The organism is Archangium sp. Cb G35 (assembly GCF_001896145.1).
GTDB classification, from domain to species: domain Bacteria; phylum Myxococcota; class Myxococcia; order Myxococcales; family Myxococcaceae; genus Archangium; species Archangium violaceum.
This window is the reverse complement of record NZ_MPOI01000003.1, coordinates 194534-212304: the sequence shown is the minus strand read 5'-3', so window position 1 is coordinate 212304 and position 17771 is coordinate 194534. Positions and strand designations below refer to the sequence as shown.

Here is a 17771-nt window from a genome sequence, read left to right as displayed (position 1 = left end):
GGTTTTATACCCGGTAGCTGCGCGCCACGTGCTGCATCTGCTCGGCCACCTCTCGCAACGCCTGCGTGACGCGCTGGGTGGCCTGCAGTCCCACCATGGTGTCGTGCATCAGGCTGGAGAGGTCCGTCAGGGCGCTGAAGATTTCGTTGATGCCCGCGTTCTGCTGGCTCACCGCGCCGGAGATCTGCCGCACCGCGTTCATGTTGTCCTGCACGATTTCAGTGAGGGCGTGGATGCTCTCGCCGCTGGTGCGCACCTGGTCCATGCCCGCCTCCATGCGCGCATGGCCCTGCTCGTTGAGCTCCACCGTCTTGACGATGGCCTGGGTGATGTCCTCGAGCAGCCCGCCCACCTGGACGGTGGACTGGATGGACTGGTTGGCCAGGGTGCGGATCTCCTTGGCCACGATGCCAAAGCCCTTGCCGTGCTCACCGGAGCGCACCGCCTCGATGGCCGCGTTGAGCGCCAGCATGTTGGAGCGGTCCGCCAGCCCCTTCACCGTCTGGGTGATGCCGCCGATGCGCTGGGCGCGCTCGTTGAGCCCGCTGATCTGCTCGGACATGTCGTTCACCTGGTCGCGCAGCGCCTGGAAGCCGCTCATGCTCTCGGCGAGGGCGCGGGCGCTCCCGTGGCCGAGCTCCTCGGCGCGCGTGGCCACCGTCAGCACCGCGGCGGCCCGCTCGGCCGCCACCTCCGACGTCTGTTTGATTTCCTGCGCTGTCACCTGCGTCTGTTGCAGCGCCGCGGCCTGGCGGGTGAGGTTGCTCTCCTCCTGCTCGGCGGCGCGCGTCAGCTCGGCCACGGTGTCGGTGAGCACCTGCGTGCCGCGCTGAAGGCTTTCGGTCGTCTCGCGCAGGTGGTCCACCAGCTGCACGAAGGAGCGGGCCAGCTCGCCCACCTCGTCGTCGGAGCGCACGTCGGGCCTCTGGGTGAGGTCTCCCTCCTGGACGATGCGGTGCACGACCTGGCTCAGCCGGGTGATGGGCGCGGTGATGCCGCGCGACAGCAGCAGGGCGGCCAGGGCGGCCAGCACCACCACGGCCATCACCGCCAACGCGGTGCCGACGCGCAGCTGGTTCATCGTGGCGTAGACCTCCTCGGGGTCCGAGAGGGCCACGAAGCGCCAGTCATCGCCCACGTCCGGAATCTCCGGCCCGTTGATGGCCTGCTCGGCCACGGCGTTGGGAATGTTCCAGGCGTCCTTGCCCCGCGAGTCGAAGAGCACCGTGCCCGTGGCGGTGCGCACCTCCAGGGCGAAGCTCTCGTTCTTGCGCGAGCGGGCGCGGGCCAGCGCGGCCTTCACCACCTCGCCCACCTGGCCCCAGTCATACGCCGCCAGCAGCACGCCCATCCGCCGCCCGCCCCGTGACTCCATCACCGGCGCCGCCAGGTGCAGCACCTGCATGCCGAAGACGGGGTCCTCGTTGGCGAGCGTCTCGCTGGTGAAGCGCCCCTCCTGGGCCGCCTTGAACCAAGCCGAGCCGCGCACCGCCGCCTCCTGTCCCGCGAAGGAGTCGCGCAGCGCCGGCGTGCTGGCGGACACGGCCCGGCCGTCGTCGGTGAAGAGCACCAGCCCGGTGAAGGTGGTGTAGCGCAACTGCAGCCGCGCCAGCACCCCGTCGCTCAGCCCATAGCTGTCGCGCTGCAGGGACTCGCGCAGCAGCGCGTCCTCGGCCCAGCTGCGCACGCTCGTCTCGCGCTCCGCCAGCGAGGCCTCCACCAGATCCTTCAGGCCCTCCGCCTCGATGCGGAGCATCTCGTGCACCTGCGCCTGCATCATCTGTTGGGTGGTGGTGACCCCCGCCAGGGTGGAGAGCAGCAGCGGCGTGACGGCCAGCAGGGTGACGTACAGCGTCAGGCGGCCGCGCAGCTTGAGGGTGCCGATCAGGGGAAGTTTCATGAATCTGGTGACGTCCGCTGGGAGGCGCCGAGAGGGACCCCAATGTCCTCACAGCCGACGCCCCTTCCTCCTGTACCACGGAGCGCGTCCAAGCGGAGGGGGCACGTTCCATGTTGTGGGTCCAGGTGGGAGCCCCAGACGGACGAGGCCCGGAGCACGTAGGAAGCTCCGGGCCGCCTGTCCATCCGCTTGCCTACCTAGGAGAGCGGGATGCGCTCGGGCAGCTCGCGGTCCGGCACGTTCATGTAGTCCGCCCGGAAGTCGAGCATCAGCCGCTGGTGCACGCGGGGGCTGATGAGTTTGCGCATCATGCCGAGCAGCCCGGGCGGGGCGGCGATCACCAGCCGGTCATAGGCGTGGTCGTTGAGGCCGCGCTCCAGGCGGGCGGCGAGCTCGCGGGCGAAGCGGTCGATCTCCAGCTGCTGGCGAGCATCGGGCTGGTTCTCGGGTTGGGGTTTGTGCAGGGAGCCGGCGTTCGGGTTGTCCGGCTGGTTGAGCAGCTGCCGGGACATGGACCGGCTCTCCTCGTGGTGGAACTCCTCCTTGAGGTTCCAGACCTCCGCGCGCTCGTCCGTCGCGAAGAGCTTGGCCCGGCTTCCATTGGCCACCAATATCCACAGCGCGTCCGCCATCGTTCATCCTCCTGCTCCTTGAGGTGCGGACCCCCACCGTCCCCGGCAAGCTTCCTTCCTCCGGGGGACCCGTGCCGGGGCGCCGGGCGGGCGGGCGCCGGGGCACCTTCCCTGGAGCCGGGGGCCTGGCATATGCCCGGGGGACGACCGGGGATGCACCCCGGGGTGTGAAGCTTTTCGGCGGGAGGCCGAGGACATGCGCGAGATGGATGAAGCGGCGGCCAGCTGGCTGGTGGGCAGGCTGGGGGAGATGGAGGAAGCGCTCGCCGCGCTGGTGGAGGTGAACTCGTGGACGGAGAACGCGGAGGGTGGCCGCAAGGTGGGCGCCCTGCTGCGTGAGCAGTTCACGATGCCGGGGCTGGTGGGCGAGGTGGTCCCCAGCACACGGTACGCGGATCACCTGGTGTTCCGCTCGGAGGGCCGGGCGGGGCTCCAGCCGGTGGCGCTGGTGGGCCACCTGGACACGGTGTTTCCCCCGGGCAAGTTCGAGGGTTACCGGAAGGACGGGGCGCTGCGGCGCGGGCCGGGCGTGCTGGACATGAAGGGTGGGCTCGTCGTCATCGCCTGGGCACTCAAGGCGCTCGCGGCGTCGGGAGGCCTGGACAAGCTGCCGCCGCTGCGGCTGGTGGTGGTGTCGGACGAGGAGGTGGGCTCGCCCGAGGGCACGGGCGTCATCCGCGAGGCCATCGCTGGCGCGGGGGCGTGTCTCGTCTTCGAGTCGGGGCGGGCGGCGGACGCCATCATCACCCGGCGCAAGGGCACCGGCATGGCCACGGCGGTGGCGCACGGCAAGGCGGCCCACGCGGGCAACGCGCACCAGGAGGGGGCCAATGCGTTGTGGGCGCTCGCCCGTTTCGTGGACCGGGTGCAGCAGCTCACCGACTACCCGCGTGGCATCACCGTCAACGTGGGCAAGGTGACGGGCGGCCAGGGGAAGAACACGGTGCCGGACCACGCGGTGGCGGAGGTGGACCTGCGCTTCTGCACGCGCGCGGATGGAGAGGATCTGGTGCAGCGCTTCCAACGGGCGGCCGAGGAGGCCGCGGCCAGTGTTCCCGGCACGCGCATCGAGGTGAAGGGTGGAGTGGCTCGCGAGCCGCTGGAGCGCACCGAGGCCTCCGCGGCGCTGATGGCGGCGTATGGCGTGTGTGCCCACGCCTCCGGGCTGGGCCATGGCGAGGCGCCGCTGGTGGGCGGTGGCTCGGACGCGAGCACCTCGTCCTCCATGGGGATTCCGTCCATCGATGGGCTGGGCCCCCGGGGCAAGGGCTTCCACACGGTGGATGAGTTCATCGAGGTGGATACCCTGATTCCCAAGGCCCAGGCGCTGGTGCGTTACCTCGCGTCGCGCGCGGGTTAGGCCCCTGGCGGGCGGGAGTGGGGCCGGTAACGGCTCCGCTTCCAGGAGGGGAATTCAGACTTCCTCGTCGGGCAGGAGCGTGAGGAGCAGCTCGTCATCGGGGCCGCGCGGGCGCCAACCGGGCGGAGGTGGTGTGGCGAGGAGTGCATTTCCCGCCCGCTTTACGCGTTGCTTATGCGTTTCCGGGGTGTAGGCAGTCCAGGTGCCGAGCGCCATGGCAACTTCTACACGGTTTGCGTCGTCCAGCACGGCCGGCCACCCATCTGGGAGACTCTCCGCCAGTTCGCGCACAAGCACATCGCGGACAAAGCGAGTGACCCGCTTGTGCTGCTCCGCCTCGGCGAGCAACCCGCTCAACACCTGCACTGCTGCAACGTCATCCCTGCCAAGTTCCTCGGCCAGCAAGTACAGCGGCACAGCGGGACGCGCCTCAGCGAAGGCCGTGAGCGAGTCGTAGCCTCGTTCGCGGATCCGCTCGTACAGGCGCGCCCTCACGTTTCCCTGCCACGCCTGTCCGCCGCTCATCTTCCGCTCCAACGGGTGAAGTTCATCGGGATCTTGTAATCCCTCATGCGCTTCGCCACGTTTTTCAGGGGACGGACCCTGGATATCGCCCCTCACCCCGATGGGCATGGCTACCGTGCCCGATGCTGCCGCATCACAGCGCCAGGCTTCGAGAGCCAGAACAGGGCGCCCGTCGTCGATGGGCTATCGGAGTGACGAGGAGGAGCTCGAGCCGCGAAGTGGCTCGGCCTGCCCACCCGGCTCCGGCGCCGCCGCGGCGGGCCGTCCCAGCCTGGCGATGTCCACCGTCAGCAGCTCGTACAGCAGCACGTCCCACCACCAGAAGAAGAGTGCGCTGAACTTGATGTAGACCAGCGGCGCGTTCGTCCAGATCTGCAGCGGATGGCCCAGCACCCGGTCGGCCACGAAGCCCGCCAGCCACTCGCCCGCGAAGCAGATCGTCCCGGCGATGACCATCCGCTTCACCAGCCCCACGTCCCGGCGCAGGAACCAGAAGAAATTCAGGCACCAGATGATGGTCACCGAGCCCGCCCACAGCCCCACGCTCTCGAAGGAGAACCAGTGGTAGGGCGAGAGCGGATACGTCCACCCTGGCTCCCCGGTGAGCTTCCAGTAGAGCTGGTTCTGCAGCAGCTCCACGAACCAGAAGATGGGCGTCACGTAGCTGACGTGGAACACCAGCGAGCCCAGATACCCGGCCACCCTCCGCTGCCTGCCGTCGCCAGACGGCCCCGTCTCATCCCTTGACACAGCAACCTCCTCCACGGCCGGGTCCGCCCGTGCGCGGCACCTCGTTCCTCGCGCGAGTCTGCCACGGGGGGACCCCGATAGGGTTCGAGGTGTGTCTGGAGGCTACACAGCGGACCCGGGCGTGGCAGTCACCTGCCTGCTCCCAAGGCAGGTGCGTGGTGTGACGTGGGCGGTGCTCCGCAGCGGGCGCTGTTCGCGGTACAACAGTGCGTATGCGTACCCCCGTCGTGTATGTGGCCGGCCTGCTGGCACTCGCGCTGGCCGCCGGCCCGGTCCGAGCCCAGGGCCTCGGGCTGGACCTGTCCGGTGATTCGAGCACCCAGAGCAACGAGCAGCAGCAGGATTCCGGAGAGGGCTCTGGAGAGGGCACTCCACCGGACGGCGAGCAGGGCGGGATGGGTCTGGGCCTGGACCTGAGCAGCGGCACGCCGGGAGCGGACCTCCAGCCGCGCTTCGCGCTGGTGGGCCTGGACACGCCCGAGCGCGCTGGCGCCGCGGCGGCGAAGCGGTGGATGGGTTGGTTGCAGGCGGTGGCGCTGCGCACCGGCCGGGTGGCCAGGGCCGCCGAGCCCTCCGAGGTCCGCGAGCAGCTCGCGTCGGACTACGAGGCCGCCCTGCGCTGCCAGGAGGCCTCGTGCTTGAGCGGGCCGGCGGACACGATGGACGCGGACCTGCTCACCACGGCGCGCCTGGCGCTCGAGGACGAGGGCTGGACGCTGCGGCTGTGGACGTATGACCGGGACCGGGGCGTGGTGGAGACGGACGTGGTGACGGGCCGCAAGCCCACCGACAGCAACTTCATCCGCGAGGCGGGCGAGGTGCTGTCCAGGCGCGTGACGGAGCTGGCCCGGCCGCGTTCGATGTTGAAGGTGTCCAGCAACGTGTCGCAGGCGGTGGTGCGCGTGGGCGAGCGCATGCTGGGCGTGGGCACCGTCGAGGCGAAGCTGCCGCCCGGCGAGGTGCAGCTCATCGTGGAGGCCGACGAATACTCCACCTATACGAAGACGCTGACGCTCGTGTCGGGTGAGACGCAGGAGGTGGCGGTGCGGCTGGAGCTCAATGGCCCCGCGCCGGAGGGCCCCCCGTCGGACGCCGTGGCGGGCGTGAAGAAGAAGAAGTCGAGCGGCCCCTCCGGTCCCTCCGTCTTCAGCCGTCCCGCCCTCTACACCACGGTGCTGGGCCTGGCGGCGGTGGGCGCGGGCGTGGCCATGGGCATGGGCCTCCAGGGCAAGGTGCAGGACGCCAACGGCGATGGGATCATGGACGTGTCCCGTGCCGAGTACCTGGCCGCCCGGCAGCAGTCGATGATCGCCACGGCGCTCATGGCGGGCGGTGGAGCGGTGGCGGGCGGCAGCCTGCTGTGGCTCTTCATCGTCCCTGCTCGTTCCGAGCCGGTGTCCTCCTCGGTGGCCCCCGTTTCCAGCGGGAAGGGCACCAGCGGCACGGCCCTCCACTTCGTGATTGGCGGGAGCTTCTGAACATGAAGTCCTTCTCTTCCCTCTTCTGTTGTCTGGTGCTCGCGCTGTCCGCCGCGGGCTGTTTCGTGCCGGAGCTTCCGGACGACACCCTCTTCAGCTGCGACAAGCCCGAGGACTGCGCCGCCGAGGGCGTGGTGTGTGCTCCCCGCGGCGCGGGCCTGCGCGGCTACTGCTGCACGCCCACCGACGAGGTGTGCAACGGCCAGGACGACAACTGCAACGGCCAGCTGGACGACCTGGCCGCCGCCAGTTGCTACACCGGCCCCGAGGCCACGCGGGACGTGGGCGGCTGCAAGTCCGGCCGGGCCGCCTGCGGCGCCAACGGCTCCATCATCTGTGCCGGCGAGGTCGTGCCCGCCGCCACCGAGTCGTGCAACGGCGTCGATGACGACTGCGACGGCGAGCTGGACGAGGGCTTCAACGTCCAGACGGACAACGCCAACTGCGGCCGGTGCGGCAACCGCTGCAATGCCCTGACCGAGAGTTGCGTGGACGGGGCCTGCAAGACGCGCGGCGAGCAGCTCTGCGAAGACGACACCGATGATGACGGGGACGGCGCCAAGGACTGCGCGGACAGCGACTGCGACCTCCAGACGCGCCTGTGCAAGGCCGGCGACACGGCCAAGAACTGCATCTGCGTCGACCGGACGATTGGCGAGGCCAACTGCGGCGACGGCATCGACAACGAGCCCATTCCGGACGGGTTCATCGACTGCGTCGAGGAGGAGTGCACCAACAAGTCGTGTGGCACCGGCTGCGTCTGCTCCAACTACGTGAAGAAGGAAATCGTTTGCAGCGACGGCATCAACAACGATGGCAACGAGGGCATCGACTGCGCGGATCCCGACTGCGCCAACCAGTCGTGCGGCACCGGCTGCACCTGCACGGGCGGCAAGGCCGTGGAGACCGTGTGCTCCGATGGCATCAACAACGACGGCACCGAGGGCATCGACTGCGCGGACTCCGACTGCAACGGCAAGGATTGCAGCGTTGCCGGTGGCTGTGTGTGCACGGGTGGCACCGCCAAGGAGACCGTGTGCAACGATGAGCTGGACAATGACGGCAAGGGCGACGTGGACTGCGCGGACCCTGACTGCAACTGGACGAACTTCGGCGACGGCACCATCTGCGCGGGAGGCAAGCGCGTGGAGGTCGCCTGCACGGACGGCAGGGACAACGATGGGAACGGCGGCAAGCTCGACTGCGTCTCCGGCAACGCGGATCCCAATTGCGTCAACGGCCTGTGCGGCGCGGGCTGCTCCCTGTCGAACTGTGCCAGGAAGGAGACCATCTGCAATGACCGCACCGACAACGATGGCGACGGTCAGATCGATTGCGCGGACAGGACGGATTGCCCCTCCGGCAGTGCTTGCACCCGCACCAACGGCTCGGCGGGAACGTGCCAGAGCAATGGCTCGTGCAACTGAGCCTGTGCGCTTGATTCACACCTGAGCGCGGGCCCGCCCTCCGGGGCGGGCCTGTTTCTTTTCATGGCTCCCAGAAGGATTCCACTGCCCTGGGTGGGACAGAAGAGTCGTCACCCTGACGACAACGTTGGCCGTGTGGGTTGCCGGGGGATGAGAGGATGAAAAGGTTTGCCGCCCATGCGCGGCGACGACTTCATCTCGGGCACGGTGCTCTCAGGCAGCTTCCAAGCCGCAGACGGCTCGGCGGTCGTGGACCGCGAGCTTCAAGAAGGCGACATTCTCGGCAGCTACCAGCTGGAGCGCCTGCTGGGCGAGGGCTCCATGGGCCAGGTGTTCCAGGCCCGCCACACGCGGCTGGGACGCCAGGTGGCCCTCAAGGTGCTGCGCTCGGCCTTCTCCCATGATCGCGGTTTCGTGCAGCGCTTCTTCCAGGAGGCGCGCGCCGTCAATCAGATCAACCACGAACACATCGTGGAGATCTTCGACTTCATCGAGGACGCGGAGCACGGACGTGTCTACTGCGTGATGGAGTTGCTGCGCGGGCAGAGCCTCTCCGCCCTGCTGAACGAGGAGAAGCTGTCCCTGCTGCGCATCCGCCGCATGCTGGTGCAGGTGTGCGCGGCGCTGGGGGCGGCGCACCAGCTCGGGGTGGTGCACCGGGACATCAAGCCGGACAACCTCTTCGTCACCCACAAGGGCGGGCAGCAGGACTTCGTGAAGGTGCTCGACTTCGGGGTGGCCAAGCTGCTCACCGCCGAGAGCACCAGCGGCACGCTGGACGGCACCATCATCGGCACGCCCACCTACATGTCGCCGGAGCAGGCCGCGGGCCTGCCGGTGGATCATCGCGCGGACATCTACGCGGTGGGCACCGTCCTCTACGAGCTGCTCGGCGGACGGCCGCCCTTCCAGGCGCCCAACTTCGGCCAGCTCATGGTGAAGATCCTCACCGAGCCGCCCCCCGCGCTGCCCTCGCACACGCCAGCGGGAGAGCCGGTGCCGCAGGGGCTGGCCCAGCTCGCCCTGCGCTGTCTGGCCAAGGAGCCCGGGGACCGGCCGCAGCAGCTCTCCGAGGTCATCACCGCGCTGCTGTCGGACACGGGGATGGAACCGCGGGCGGTCTCCCCCGTCCTCTCCGAGGACGATCGGCCCACCCAGCCCATGGCGGTGCCCGCGGCGCTGTCCGGTGCGCGGCGCCCCTGGCCGCTGATCGCCTCGGGTGTGGTGGCCCTGGCGCTCGCGGGGCTCGTGCTCTCGTGGGGCGTACGGCGTGGCGCCGCCTCCGGGGCCGAGGCGCACGAGGCCGCCGCTCAGGCCCCTGTCCCCCTCACCACCGGGCAGGAGGCGCTGCCCGGCTCGCCCGGCATCCTCGAGGCGCCGCTCGTGCCCGAGGCGGAGCCGCGCGCGGGCCGCAAGCAGGCTCGGGAGCAGGTCCGCCCCGCTGCCCACCGCAAGCAGAACCCCGGAGTGCGCGATGACATCATTGATCCGTTCGCTCGCTGAGCGCTCCCTGCTGCCGGTGCTGGTGGCGGTGGCGCTCGCCCTGTCGCCCCTGTCCGCGCGCGCCGCGAACGTGGAGGCGGACTCCCGCGTGGAGTCTCAGGCCCGCGCGAAATTCTCCGAGGGCAACATCGCCTATGACCTGGGCGAGTTCCAGAAGGCCCTGGACGCCTACAGCGAGGCGTACCGGGTGATGCCGCTGCCGGGCTTCCTCTTCAACATCGCCCAGTGCCACCGGCAGATGGGCCGTCCCGAGCGCGCCGGCTTCTTCTACCGGCGCTACCTGACGCTCTCCAAGGAGGAGCCGTCCAACGCCGCGCTGGTGCGGGAGCTCATCGCGGAGATGGACGAGGCGGTGCGCCGGGAGCAGCAGCGGCGCCAGACGCGCGAGGAGACGGCGAGGGAGCAGGCGAAGGCCGCGGCGCTGCGGGCCCAGACGGAGGCGATCGCCGCGCGCCGTGTCCAGCAGGGGGAGGGCAAGGGTGCCCTGGTGCCCCGCGCCAAGGCCTCCGCGCGGAGCGAGGCCCAGGTGAAGGGCGACAACCCGCTGACGAAGTGGTGGGTGTGGGCGGGGGCGGGCGCCGTGGCGGTGATCGCCGGCGGCATCGTCTACGCGGCCACCGCGCCCCAGCCGCGCCCCACCACCCTGGGCACCGTGCGTTAGCCGGGGCCGCGGGCCCGGGCCCTTTCAGGCCGGGGTCTCCTGGGAGCCGCCCCGCTGATGGGCCAGCATCAGCGCGGCCGTGTGGCCCATGCGGGTGTGGAAGCTCTCGGCGTCGTGGAAGGTGAGCCGCACGTCGCCCAGCTGCAGCTGCATGCCGGACTCCAGCGGGAGGATCTGCCCGGGCCGCATCCGCTTTCCGCTGAGCATCGCCGGCCCGCCCTGGACCAGCGCCTCCACCGTCCAGCTTCCGTCCGGCTGGGCGTGGAGCGCCAGGTGCTCGCGGGACACCGTGGCGTCGTTGATGACGAAGACGTTGTGCGAGGCCCGCCCCAGCGTGAGCGTGTCCCGCCCTGGCGCCGCCGCCAGTTCGAAGCACATGGCATCCCCCGACGGCAGACAGTCGCGGAGATCCGAGGTGGGCAGCCGGGTGGTGCCGTGGTTCTGCTCGCTATTCTCCGGAACGTTCCAGACACCGGCCTCCCACACCAGCCAGCAGTGCGGGTAGCGGGCCCGGAACTTCTCCTTGAGTGCGAGGTGCTGCCGCACGAGCAGCGAGAGCAGCAGGGAGCGCGCCATGAGGGGAGAGAAACACCTCCGGGGCGTGATCGCCACCCCTTCTCGTGTCCGGAGTCGCCGGGTTGTCCAAGAGTGCGCGTTTGAGAGGGTCGATTTCGGGCGTGGACAGGCGTCCAAACGGGGGGGACGGATTTTCACCCGGCCCACCTCCGGCGTAAGGTGTCGCTTAAATGTTTCAGTGGGCTTCACTCCGTTGTCACGAAGCGGGAGCCCACTGCGCAGGTCCAACCCCCAACCCCCCAAGGGACTGCATGCGCAATCACCCCCGCCATCTCCTGGCACTGTTGAGTGCAGGACTTCTCCTGCTCACCGCGTGCCCTTCGCCCGAGGAGTGCGGCAATGGCCGCGTCGAAGGCAAGGAACAATGTGACGACGGCAACACCGCCAACGGTGACGGCTGTTCCAATACCTGTACCACCGAGAGCGCGCAGGCCGTCTGCGGCAACGGCGAGCAGGAAGTTGGCGAGGCGTGCGACGACGGCAACCAGGTAGACGGTGACGGTTGCCAGAACGACTGCAGCATCACCCGGCCGGATCAGGAAGTGCTGGCCGTGTGCGGCAACGGCACCCGGGAAATCTCGGAGGCGTGCGACGACGGCAACAAGACGGACGGTGACGGGTGCGAGAGCAACTGCGTGGTCACCCGGCCGGCGCCGGAAGTGTGCCCCGGGGCGGCGACCCTGCCGCAGCCCGAGGCCGGTGAGACCTGCAAGGTGATCGCCGGTACCGGCGCCGCGCGCCTCTACATGGGCGTGGTGCTGATGGACGGCAAGACGCTCACCGGCGGCCAGGTGCTGGTGGACGACAAGGGCATCATCCAGTGCTCGGCGTGCGATTGCTCGAGCGCGGCGGGTGCGGACACGGCCACGAAGATCTCCTGCCCGCAGGGTGTCATCTCCCCGGGCCTCATCAACGCGCACGACCACATCTCCTACCAGAAGGCTCCCGAGGCCGGGAAGGCGGAGCGCTACGAGCACCGCCATGACTGGCGCAAGGGCAACAACGGCCACACGTCCCTCAACCAGGGCAGCAGCAGCTCTCCCGATGACTTGCTGCGCTGGGCCGAGCTGCGCCATGTGGTCGCCGGCACCACCTCCATGGTGGGCTCGGGCGGCATCTCGGGTCTGCTGCGCGACCTGACCGCCGAGAGCTACAGCACCCGGACCAGCCAGGAAGGCCTGCGCGAGATGCCCGCGTTCTTCCAGACCTTCCCGTTGGATGACTCGGGCGGCAAGGAGCTGGAGAGCGGGTGCTCCTACGGGAGCATCGACAGGCCGGACGCGATTCCGCCCCTCTCGGCCTACATGCCGCACGTGTCCGAGGGCATCGAGTCCTCCGCGCACAACGAGTTCCGCTGCCTGTCCGGTGAGGGCTCCGGCAGCCAGGATCTGATGAGGGCGAACACGGCCCTCATCCACGGCATCGGCCTCACGGCGGCGGAGATCGGCAAGATGGCCGAGCGTGGCACGGGGCTCGTCTGGTCGCCCCGCTCCAACATCTCCCTGTATGGCGAGACGGCCATGGTCACCGCCTACAAGCAGCTGGGCGTGAGCATCGCGCTGGGGACGGACTGGCTGCAGTCGGGCTCCATGAACATCCTGCGCGAGCTGCAGTGCGCCAACTACCTCAACCAGGTGCACTACTCGCAGTCCTTCACCGATGAGGAACTGTGGCGGATGGTCACCGCGAACGCGGCGGACGTGACGGAGACCGCGGAGAAGCTGGGCCGCATCGCTCCGGGCAAGGTGGCGGACCTGGCCATCTTCAAGCTGCGCTCCTTCGCCTACTCGCCGCACCGCGCCGTCATCGAGGCCGGGACGGAGGACGTGGTCCTCACCGTGCGTGGCGGCAAGCCGCTCTACGGCGACAAGAACGTGGTGGATGGGCTCAAGGGCGCGGATGAGTGTGACGAGCTGCCCATGTGCGGCGCCACCAAGGCGGTGTGCGTGAAGTCCGAGACGGCGCTGGGGACGACGCCGGGCAAGAATTTCCCGGCGCTGAAGGAGTTCAACAAGAACGCCTACGAGCTCTTCTTCTGCCGCAACACGGCGCCGACGAACGAGCCTACCTGCACCCCGCAGCGCACGGCCTCCGCGCCCGTGGCGGCCTCGGTGAATGGCTCCACCGTCTACTCCGGCACGCGCCGGCTCGCCGACTCCGACGGTGACGGCATCGCCAACCAGGACGACAACTGCCCCATCGTCTTCAACCCCATCCGCCCGATGGACCTCGGCAAGCAGGCGGACTCCGACAACGATGGCATCGGTGATGCGTGCGATCCGTGCCCGCTCGGCGGTACCACCTGCACGGCGCGCAATCCGGCGGACGAGGACGGTGACGGCAATCCCAACAGCACCGACAACTGCCCCGGCGTGGCCAACCCGGACCAGGCGGACTCGGATGGCGATGGCCGCGGTGACGCGTGCGACGCCTGCCGCTCGAAGAACCCGGATGACGTGCTCTGCTCGGTCACTGTCTATGACCTCAAGAAGCCGGCTGTTGCTCCCTTCCCGTCGTTGGTGGGCTACACCGTCACCATTCCCAAGGCGCTGGTGACGGCGGTGTCGGGCAACCACTTCTTCCTGCAGGTGCCCGACGAGGATCGGACCGAGGGCGCGGACTGGTCCGGTATCTACGTCTACCCCAGGTCCTCCACGGCTGCCGCGCCGAAGGTCGGCGAGGTCATCAAGATCAACAACGCCGTGCTGAAGGACTACTACGGGCAGCTCCAGCTCAACGACGCGTTCTTCGATGAAAAGACGCCCGTGGAGAGCGGCAAGGCGCTGCCGGCGCCCGTGCTCGTCACCCCGGAAGAGGTGCGCACGGGCGGCTCGCGCGCCGCGGCGCTCGAGGGTGTGCGGGTGCAGCTCACCGACGTCTTCGTGACGAAGGTGGACTCCGGCGCCGGCGAGTTCGTCGTCGACACCGCGAAGGACTCGGACCCGGCGGCCAGGGGCCTCGTCGTGGATGACTTCGTCTACAAGCCCTCGCCCCTGCCGACGGTGGGGACGGAGTACCACGTCATCCGCGGCGTCCTGAACTGGCGCAACAGCGCTTCCAAGCTGGAGCCGCTCGGTGCCAATGATCTGCTCGGACCGCAGCCGGAGCTCGTCTCCTTCGGCATGGCTTCGGGTCAGTTCATCCGCCTGGGTTCCGACTGTACTGCTGGCTGCTCCATCATCGGCTCCACGAAGCTGCGGGTGAGCATCGCCAGCACCTACGCCGAGGACGTGGCCGTCCAGGTCACCTCCTCTAACGATGACGCGCTGGCGGTGGCGGGTGTCGGCATGGTGGTCATCCCCGCCGGACAGACCAGCGCCGAGGTGAAGCTCATTCCGAAGGCCCGGGCCGCGGAGGTGACGCTGACCGCTTCTCTGCGCGCCGTGGACCTGGAGACCAAGGTGCGCGTGCTGGCCACCGACGAGGCGGCCACGCTCAAGACGCTCACGCCGGATCCGCTCGTCACCGCTGCGGGCTTCGACACGACGCTCACCGCCACCCTGGACATCCCCGCGCCCACCGGCACCACCGTCGACGTCATCGTGACGCCGGCGGAGCTCGGGACGGTGACGCCCTCCACGGTGAACGTCACGCCGGACGCCTCCTCGGTCAGCTTCACCTTCCTCGCAAGCGAGACGGCGACCATCACGGACACGGGAACCATCACGGTCAGGCTGGGGGCCAGCGAGGTGTCGGTCCCGGTCAGCTTCACCGACGACTTCCCGACCGTCACCAGCCTCACCCCGTCCCCGGTCACCGTCTTCTACGGTACGACCCAGGCGTTTACGGTGAAGCTGAACAAGGAGACGGAGGGGGATGTGGCGGTGAAGCTCGCGTTGGATCCTCCCTCGGAGAGCACGGCTTTTGGTTCGGTTCCCGCAACGGTGGTGGTGCCCAAGGGCAGTGACTCGGCCACCTTCCTCTTCACCGCGGCGGCGACCGGCACGGCCACTGGCACGTTCAAGGTGAGGGCCTCGCTCGGCACCTCGAGGGCCGAGGCCACGGTGACGGTGCGCCCGACGTTCCCGAAGCTCGCCAGCATCACTCCGGCCAACCCGCGGGTGAAGCCGTCGGAGACCCAGGAGTTCACCGTGGCGCTGGACAAGCCGGCGGAGGCCACGGTCACGGTCGACGTCTCGCTGGAGCCTGCCTCCGGTCTGGGCCAGCTCAGCGCCGCGACGATCGTCATCGCCAAGGACGCGACCGAGGGCAAGGTGACGTTCACCGCCACCGACAGCACCGAAGGGGCGAGCGGTACCTTCCGTGCCTCCTACGACGGCGTGACGCTCACCACCCCGGTGACGGTGGTGGGTTACCGCAAGGGGCTCGTCATCAACGAGGTGGACTACGACCAGCTTGGCGACGACCTGCTGGAGTTCGTGGAGATCTACAACTCCTCGACCGAGCCCATCTCGCTGGAGGGTCTGGTCCTCGTCCTGGCCAATGGCAGCAACAACACCGAATACCTCCGGGTCAACCTGTCCCAGACCGCGTTCACGACGCTGGGGGCCGGTGAGTACCTGGTCTTCGGTTCTGCCGAGCTCCTCAAGACGGTGCCAGACAGCGTGAAGAAGATCACCGCCGGCCTCGCCAAGGACAACATCCAGAACGGCGCGCCCGACAGTCTGGCCATCTACAACACGGCGACGGACATGCTCGTCGACTCGCTGTCGTACGAAGGTGACATGCGGAGCGTCACGCTCGACAAGACGGCGACGAAGTTCAGTCTGACGGAGGGCCCCAAGTCCACCACCGGGCTGGTGGATCCGGGCGTTGGCACCAATGGCTCGCTGTCGCGCAGCATCACCAGCCAGGACTCCGACTCGAACGCGGACGACTTCAAGTTCACGACGAAGAGCACGCCGGGCGCGGTGAACCAGATCGTGCCGGTTCCCTGAGCCAAGCTGGACCCGTCCGCCTCCACCGTGGGGCGGGCGGGGCCGGTGAAGTCCCCTGAAGTCCTCACGCCCTCCGTGTCACGCAGTCCGGGTGACGCGGGGGGCGTTGCCGTTTCAGCGCGCGACGATGCCTTCCACCAGCAGCCGCGCCAGCGTGGTGAGCGTGGCGTCGTACGTCACCGACTCGCGGAACAGGTTCTGGTGCACCACCGCGCCGATGTAGCCGCCGATGATGTTGTGCGCGGCCTGGTGCGCGTCCACGTCCAGCCGGAACTCCTTCGTCTTGTCCTGGCCGTAGCGGATGATGTTCTCCACCGCCAGGACGTAGATGCCCAGCTTCTCCCGGATGGCATCCGCCACCCGGTCGTTGTTCTCCGCCGACTCCGCCGACACCATCCCGAAGAAGATGCCGTACTCGCGGTGGTAGCGCAGGAACTGCTGCGTGCGCTCCATGAAGCTCTTCAGCTGGACGCTCGCCGAATGCTGGCGGTGCTCGTCCAACACCACCTCGAACTCGGCGAGGTAACGCGCGTGCAGCTCGTCGATGGCCGCCAGCAGCAGGTCCTCCTTCGTGGGGAAGTGCCAGTAGAGCGCCCCCGGTGTCATCCGGATCGCCTTGGCCAGCTGTGCCATCGTCGTCGCGAGGATTCCTCGTCTCGCGAACAGCGTGATGGCCGCCTCCAGGATCTCCACTCGCGTCCGAGCCGCGCGCTCCTGCTTGATCTCCCGCTTCGCCGCTGCCTTACGCATCTACGTGATTATCCTACCCACGCACGGCGAGTTGCGTCACGTCGTGTCATGCCAGGAGGGTCACCTTGACGATCTCCGGCGGGGCGGCCACCCGCAGGGGGGGGCCCCAGAAGCCCGTGCCGCGGCTCACGTAGATGTGGCTGTCTCCCTCGCGGAACAGGCCGGCGTCATGTTCCCAGATGGCAGATACCACCAGGTTGAAAGGGAAGAACTGCCCCCCATGGGTGTGCCCGGACAGCTGCAGCCCCATGCCCGCCTTCAGCGCGTGCTCGCGCCAGCCCGCTGGTTGATGCGCCAACAGAACCGAGGCACGTGACGGATCCCTCCCCGCCGTGGCCGCCGCCAGGTCATAGCTGCGCTCGCGCGGGTAGCCCGAGCGGTGGGCGCCCCAGTCGTCCACGCCCACCAGGTCGAACGAGGCTCCCGGCTCGCCAATGCGCACGTGGCGGTTGCGCAGTACCGTCACGCCCATGCGCGTGAGCGCCTCGGCCCACTCCTCGTCACCCGAATAGTACTCGTGGTTGCCGGTGACGAAGTACGTGCCGTGCCGTGAGCGCAGGTTGCTCAGCGCGCCCACCCCGTGCCCCAGCTGCGCCACCCGGCCGTCCACCAGGTCTCCCGTGATGCACACCAGGTCGCCCTTCAGGCCGTTGCACTGCGCCACCACCGCGTCCATGAAGCGGCGCTGGATGAGCGGGCCCACGTGCACGTCGCTGAGCTGGATGATGCTGAAGCCGTCCAGCGCCTTGGGCAGGCCGGGCAGCTTCACCGCCACCTCGTTCACCACCGGCGGGTGGTAGGCGCGCCACACGCCGTAGCCGGCCACGCCTCCCGTGGCCGCCAGCGCCACCCCCGCCGTCGTCCGGGCGAGGAACTGCCGCCGCGCTTCATCCACCACCGGGTCCACCACCGGGGCCACGGGCGCCTCCGCCACGCGGCCGCGCTTCAACCAGCCGGTGAGTCCGCGCAGACCCCCCAGCGACAGCACCGCCAGCAGCAGGTAGGTGGCCACCCCCATCCAGAACCAGTTGAGCCGCGAGAGGACGGACGCCGTCTCCCCGGGCAGCAGGCGCGGCACGAACCACCAGCTCGTCATGAGCGTGGCCAGCAGGCCCATCAGCACCACGCCGGCCCGCCGCCAGTGGGGGTGCTTCGCCGTGTCCCGGAAGAGCCGACGGTACAGGTAGACATGCCCCAGCACCACGAGCAGGGACATGGTGCCGAAGAAGATGAGGGATTGAAGCGTGAAGCGCATGTGGGTCCGAATACTCATCGGCGCCCCGTGCGCCGCAACCCAATCGTACGTGAAGA

Annotated in this window: 13 protein-coding genes; 6 read left to right on the top strand and 7 right to left on the bottom strand. The window is 69.0% G+C overall.

Going from position 1 to position 17771, the window contains the following annotated elements:
• Positions 1 to 4 precede the first annotated feature (4 nt).
• Complete coding sequence (locus BO221_RS11370) at positions 5 to 1900, bottom strand: methyl-accepting chemotaxis protein (protein WP_073560444.1); 1896 nt, start codon at positions 1898 to 1900, stop codon at positions 5 to 7.
• A 197-nt stretch (positions 1901 to 2097) separates the two neighbouring features.
• Positions 2098 to 2532 (bottom strand): host attachment protein, encoded by a 435-nt coding sequence (locus BO221_RS11365; protein ID WP_073560443.1) that lies wholly within the window; start codon positions 2530 to 2532, stop codon positions 2098 to 2100.
• A gap of 196 nt (positions 2533 to 2728) precedes the next feature.
• Between BO221_RS11365 and BO221_RS11360 the strand changes: the two genes are divergently transcribed.
• Entirely contained in the window at positions 2729 to 3892 is a 1164-nt protein-coding gene (locus tag BO221_RS11360; protein WP_073560442.1) for a M20 family metallopeptidase, read from the top strand.
• Between the two features lie 54 nt (positions 3893 to 3946).
• Here BO221_RS11360 and BO221_RS11355 read toward each other — a convergent pair whose 3' ends face one another.
• Both BO221_RS11355 and BO221_RS11350 read right to left on the bottom strand, forming a co-directional pair.
• Entirely contained in the window at positions 3947 to 4417 is a 471-nt protein-coding gene (locus tag BO221_RS11355) for an NUDIX hydrolase (RefSeq protein WP_073560441.1), read from the bottom strand.
• Positions 4418 to 4600: 183 nt separating this feature from the next.
• Positions 4601 to 5167: a hypothetical protein gene (locus tag BO221_RS11350; protein ID WP_143195394.1), complete on the bottom strand. Its 567-nt coding sequence runs from the start codon at positions 5165 to 5167 to the stop codon at positions 4601 to 4603.
• A 212-nt stretch (positions 5168 to 5379) separates the two neighbouring features.
• Between BO221_RS11350 and BO221_RS11345 the strand changes: the two genes are divergently transcribed.
• From BO221_RS11345 to BO221_RS11330, 4 genes are all read left to right on the top strand, one after another.
• Positions 5380 to 6645, top strand: a complete 1266-nt coding sequence (locus BO221_RS11345) for a PEGA domain-containing protein (protein WP_073560439.1) — start codon at positions 5380 to 5382, stop codon at positions 6643 to 6645.
• A 2-nt stretch (positions 6646 to 6647) separates the two neighbouring features.
• Entirely contained in the window at positions 6648 to 8072 is a 1425-nt protein-coding gene (locus BO221_RS11340) for a MopE-related protein (RefSeq protein ID WP_073560438.1), read from the top strand.
• A 177-nt stretch (positions 8073 to 8249) separates the two neighbouring features.
• Positions 8250 to 9575 (top strand): serine/threonine-protein kinase, encoded by a 1326-nt coding sequence (locus tag BO221_RS11335; protein ID WP_083680952.1) that lies wholly within the window; start codon positions 8250 to 8252, stop codon positions 9573 to 9575.
• Complete coding sequence (locus tag BO221_RS11330; protein ID WP_073560437.1) at positions 9547 to 10236, top strand: tetratricopeptide repeat protein; 690 nt, start codon at positions 9547 to 9549, stop codon at positions 10234 to 10236. The genes BO221_RS11335 and BO221_RS11330 overlap by 29 nt, the downstream gene beginning before the upstream one ends.
• 24 nt (positions 10237 to 10260) lie before the next feature.
• On the opposite strand, the gene BO221_RS11325 is transcribed toward BO221_RS11330, so the two are convergent.
• Positions 10261 to 10812, bottom strand: a complete 552-nt coding sequence (locus BO221_RS11325; RefSeq protein ID WP_073560436.1) for an FHA domain-containing protein — start codon at positions 10810 to 10812, stop codon at positions 10261 to 10263.
• 251 nt (positions 10813 to 11063) lie between these two features.
• On the opposite strand from BO221_RS11325, the gene BO221_RS56085 reads away from it, so the two are divergent.
• Positions 11064 to 15710, top strand: a complete 4647-nt coding sequence (locus tag BO221_RS56085) for an amidohydrolase family protein (protein ID WP_073560435.1) — start codon at positions 11064 to 11066, stop codon at positions 15708 to 15710.
• Between the two features lie 114 nt (positions 15711 to 15824).
• Here the strand turns inward: BO221_RS56085 and BO221_RS11315 are convergent, their stop codons facing one another.
• Positions 15825 to 16460, bottom strand: a complete 636-nt coding sequence (locus BO221_RS11315) for a TetR/AcrR family transcriptional regulator (RefSeq protein WP_073560434.1) — start codon at positions 16458 to 16460, stop codon at positions 15825 to 15827.
• A gap of 46 nt (positions 16461 to 16506) precedes the next feature.
• Complete coding sequence (locus BO221_RS11310; RefSeq protein WP_369864711.1) at positions 16507 to 17733, bottom strand: metallophosphoesterase; 1227 nt, start codon at positions 17731 to 17733, stop codon at positions 16507 to 16509.
• Positions 17734 to 17771: the final 38 nt, after the last annotated feature.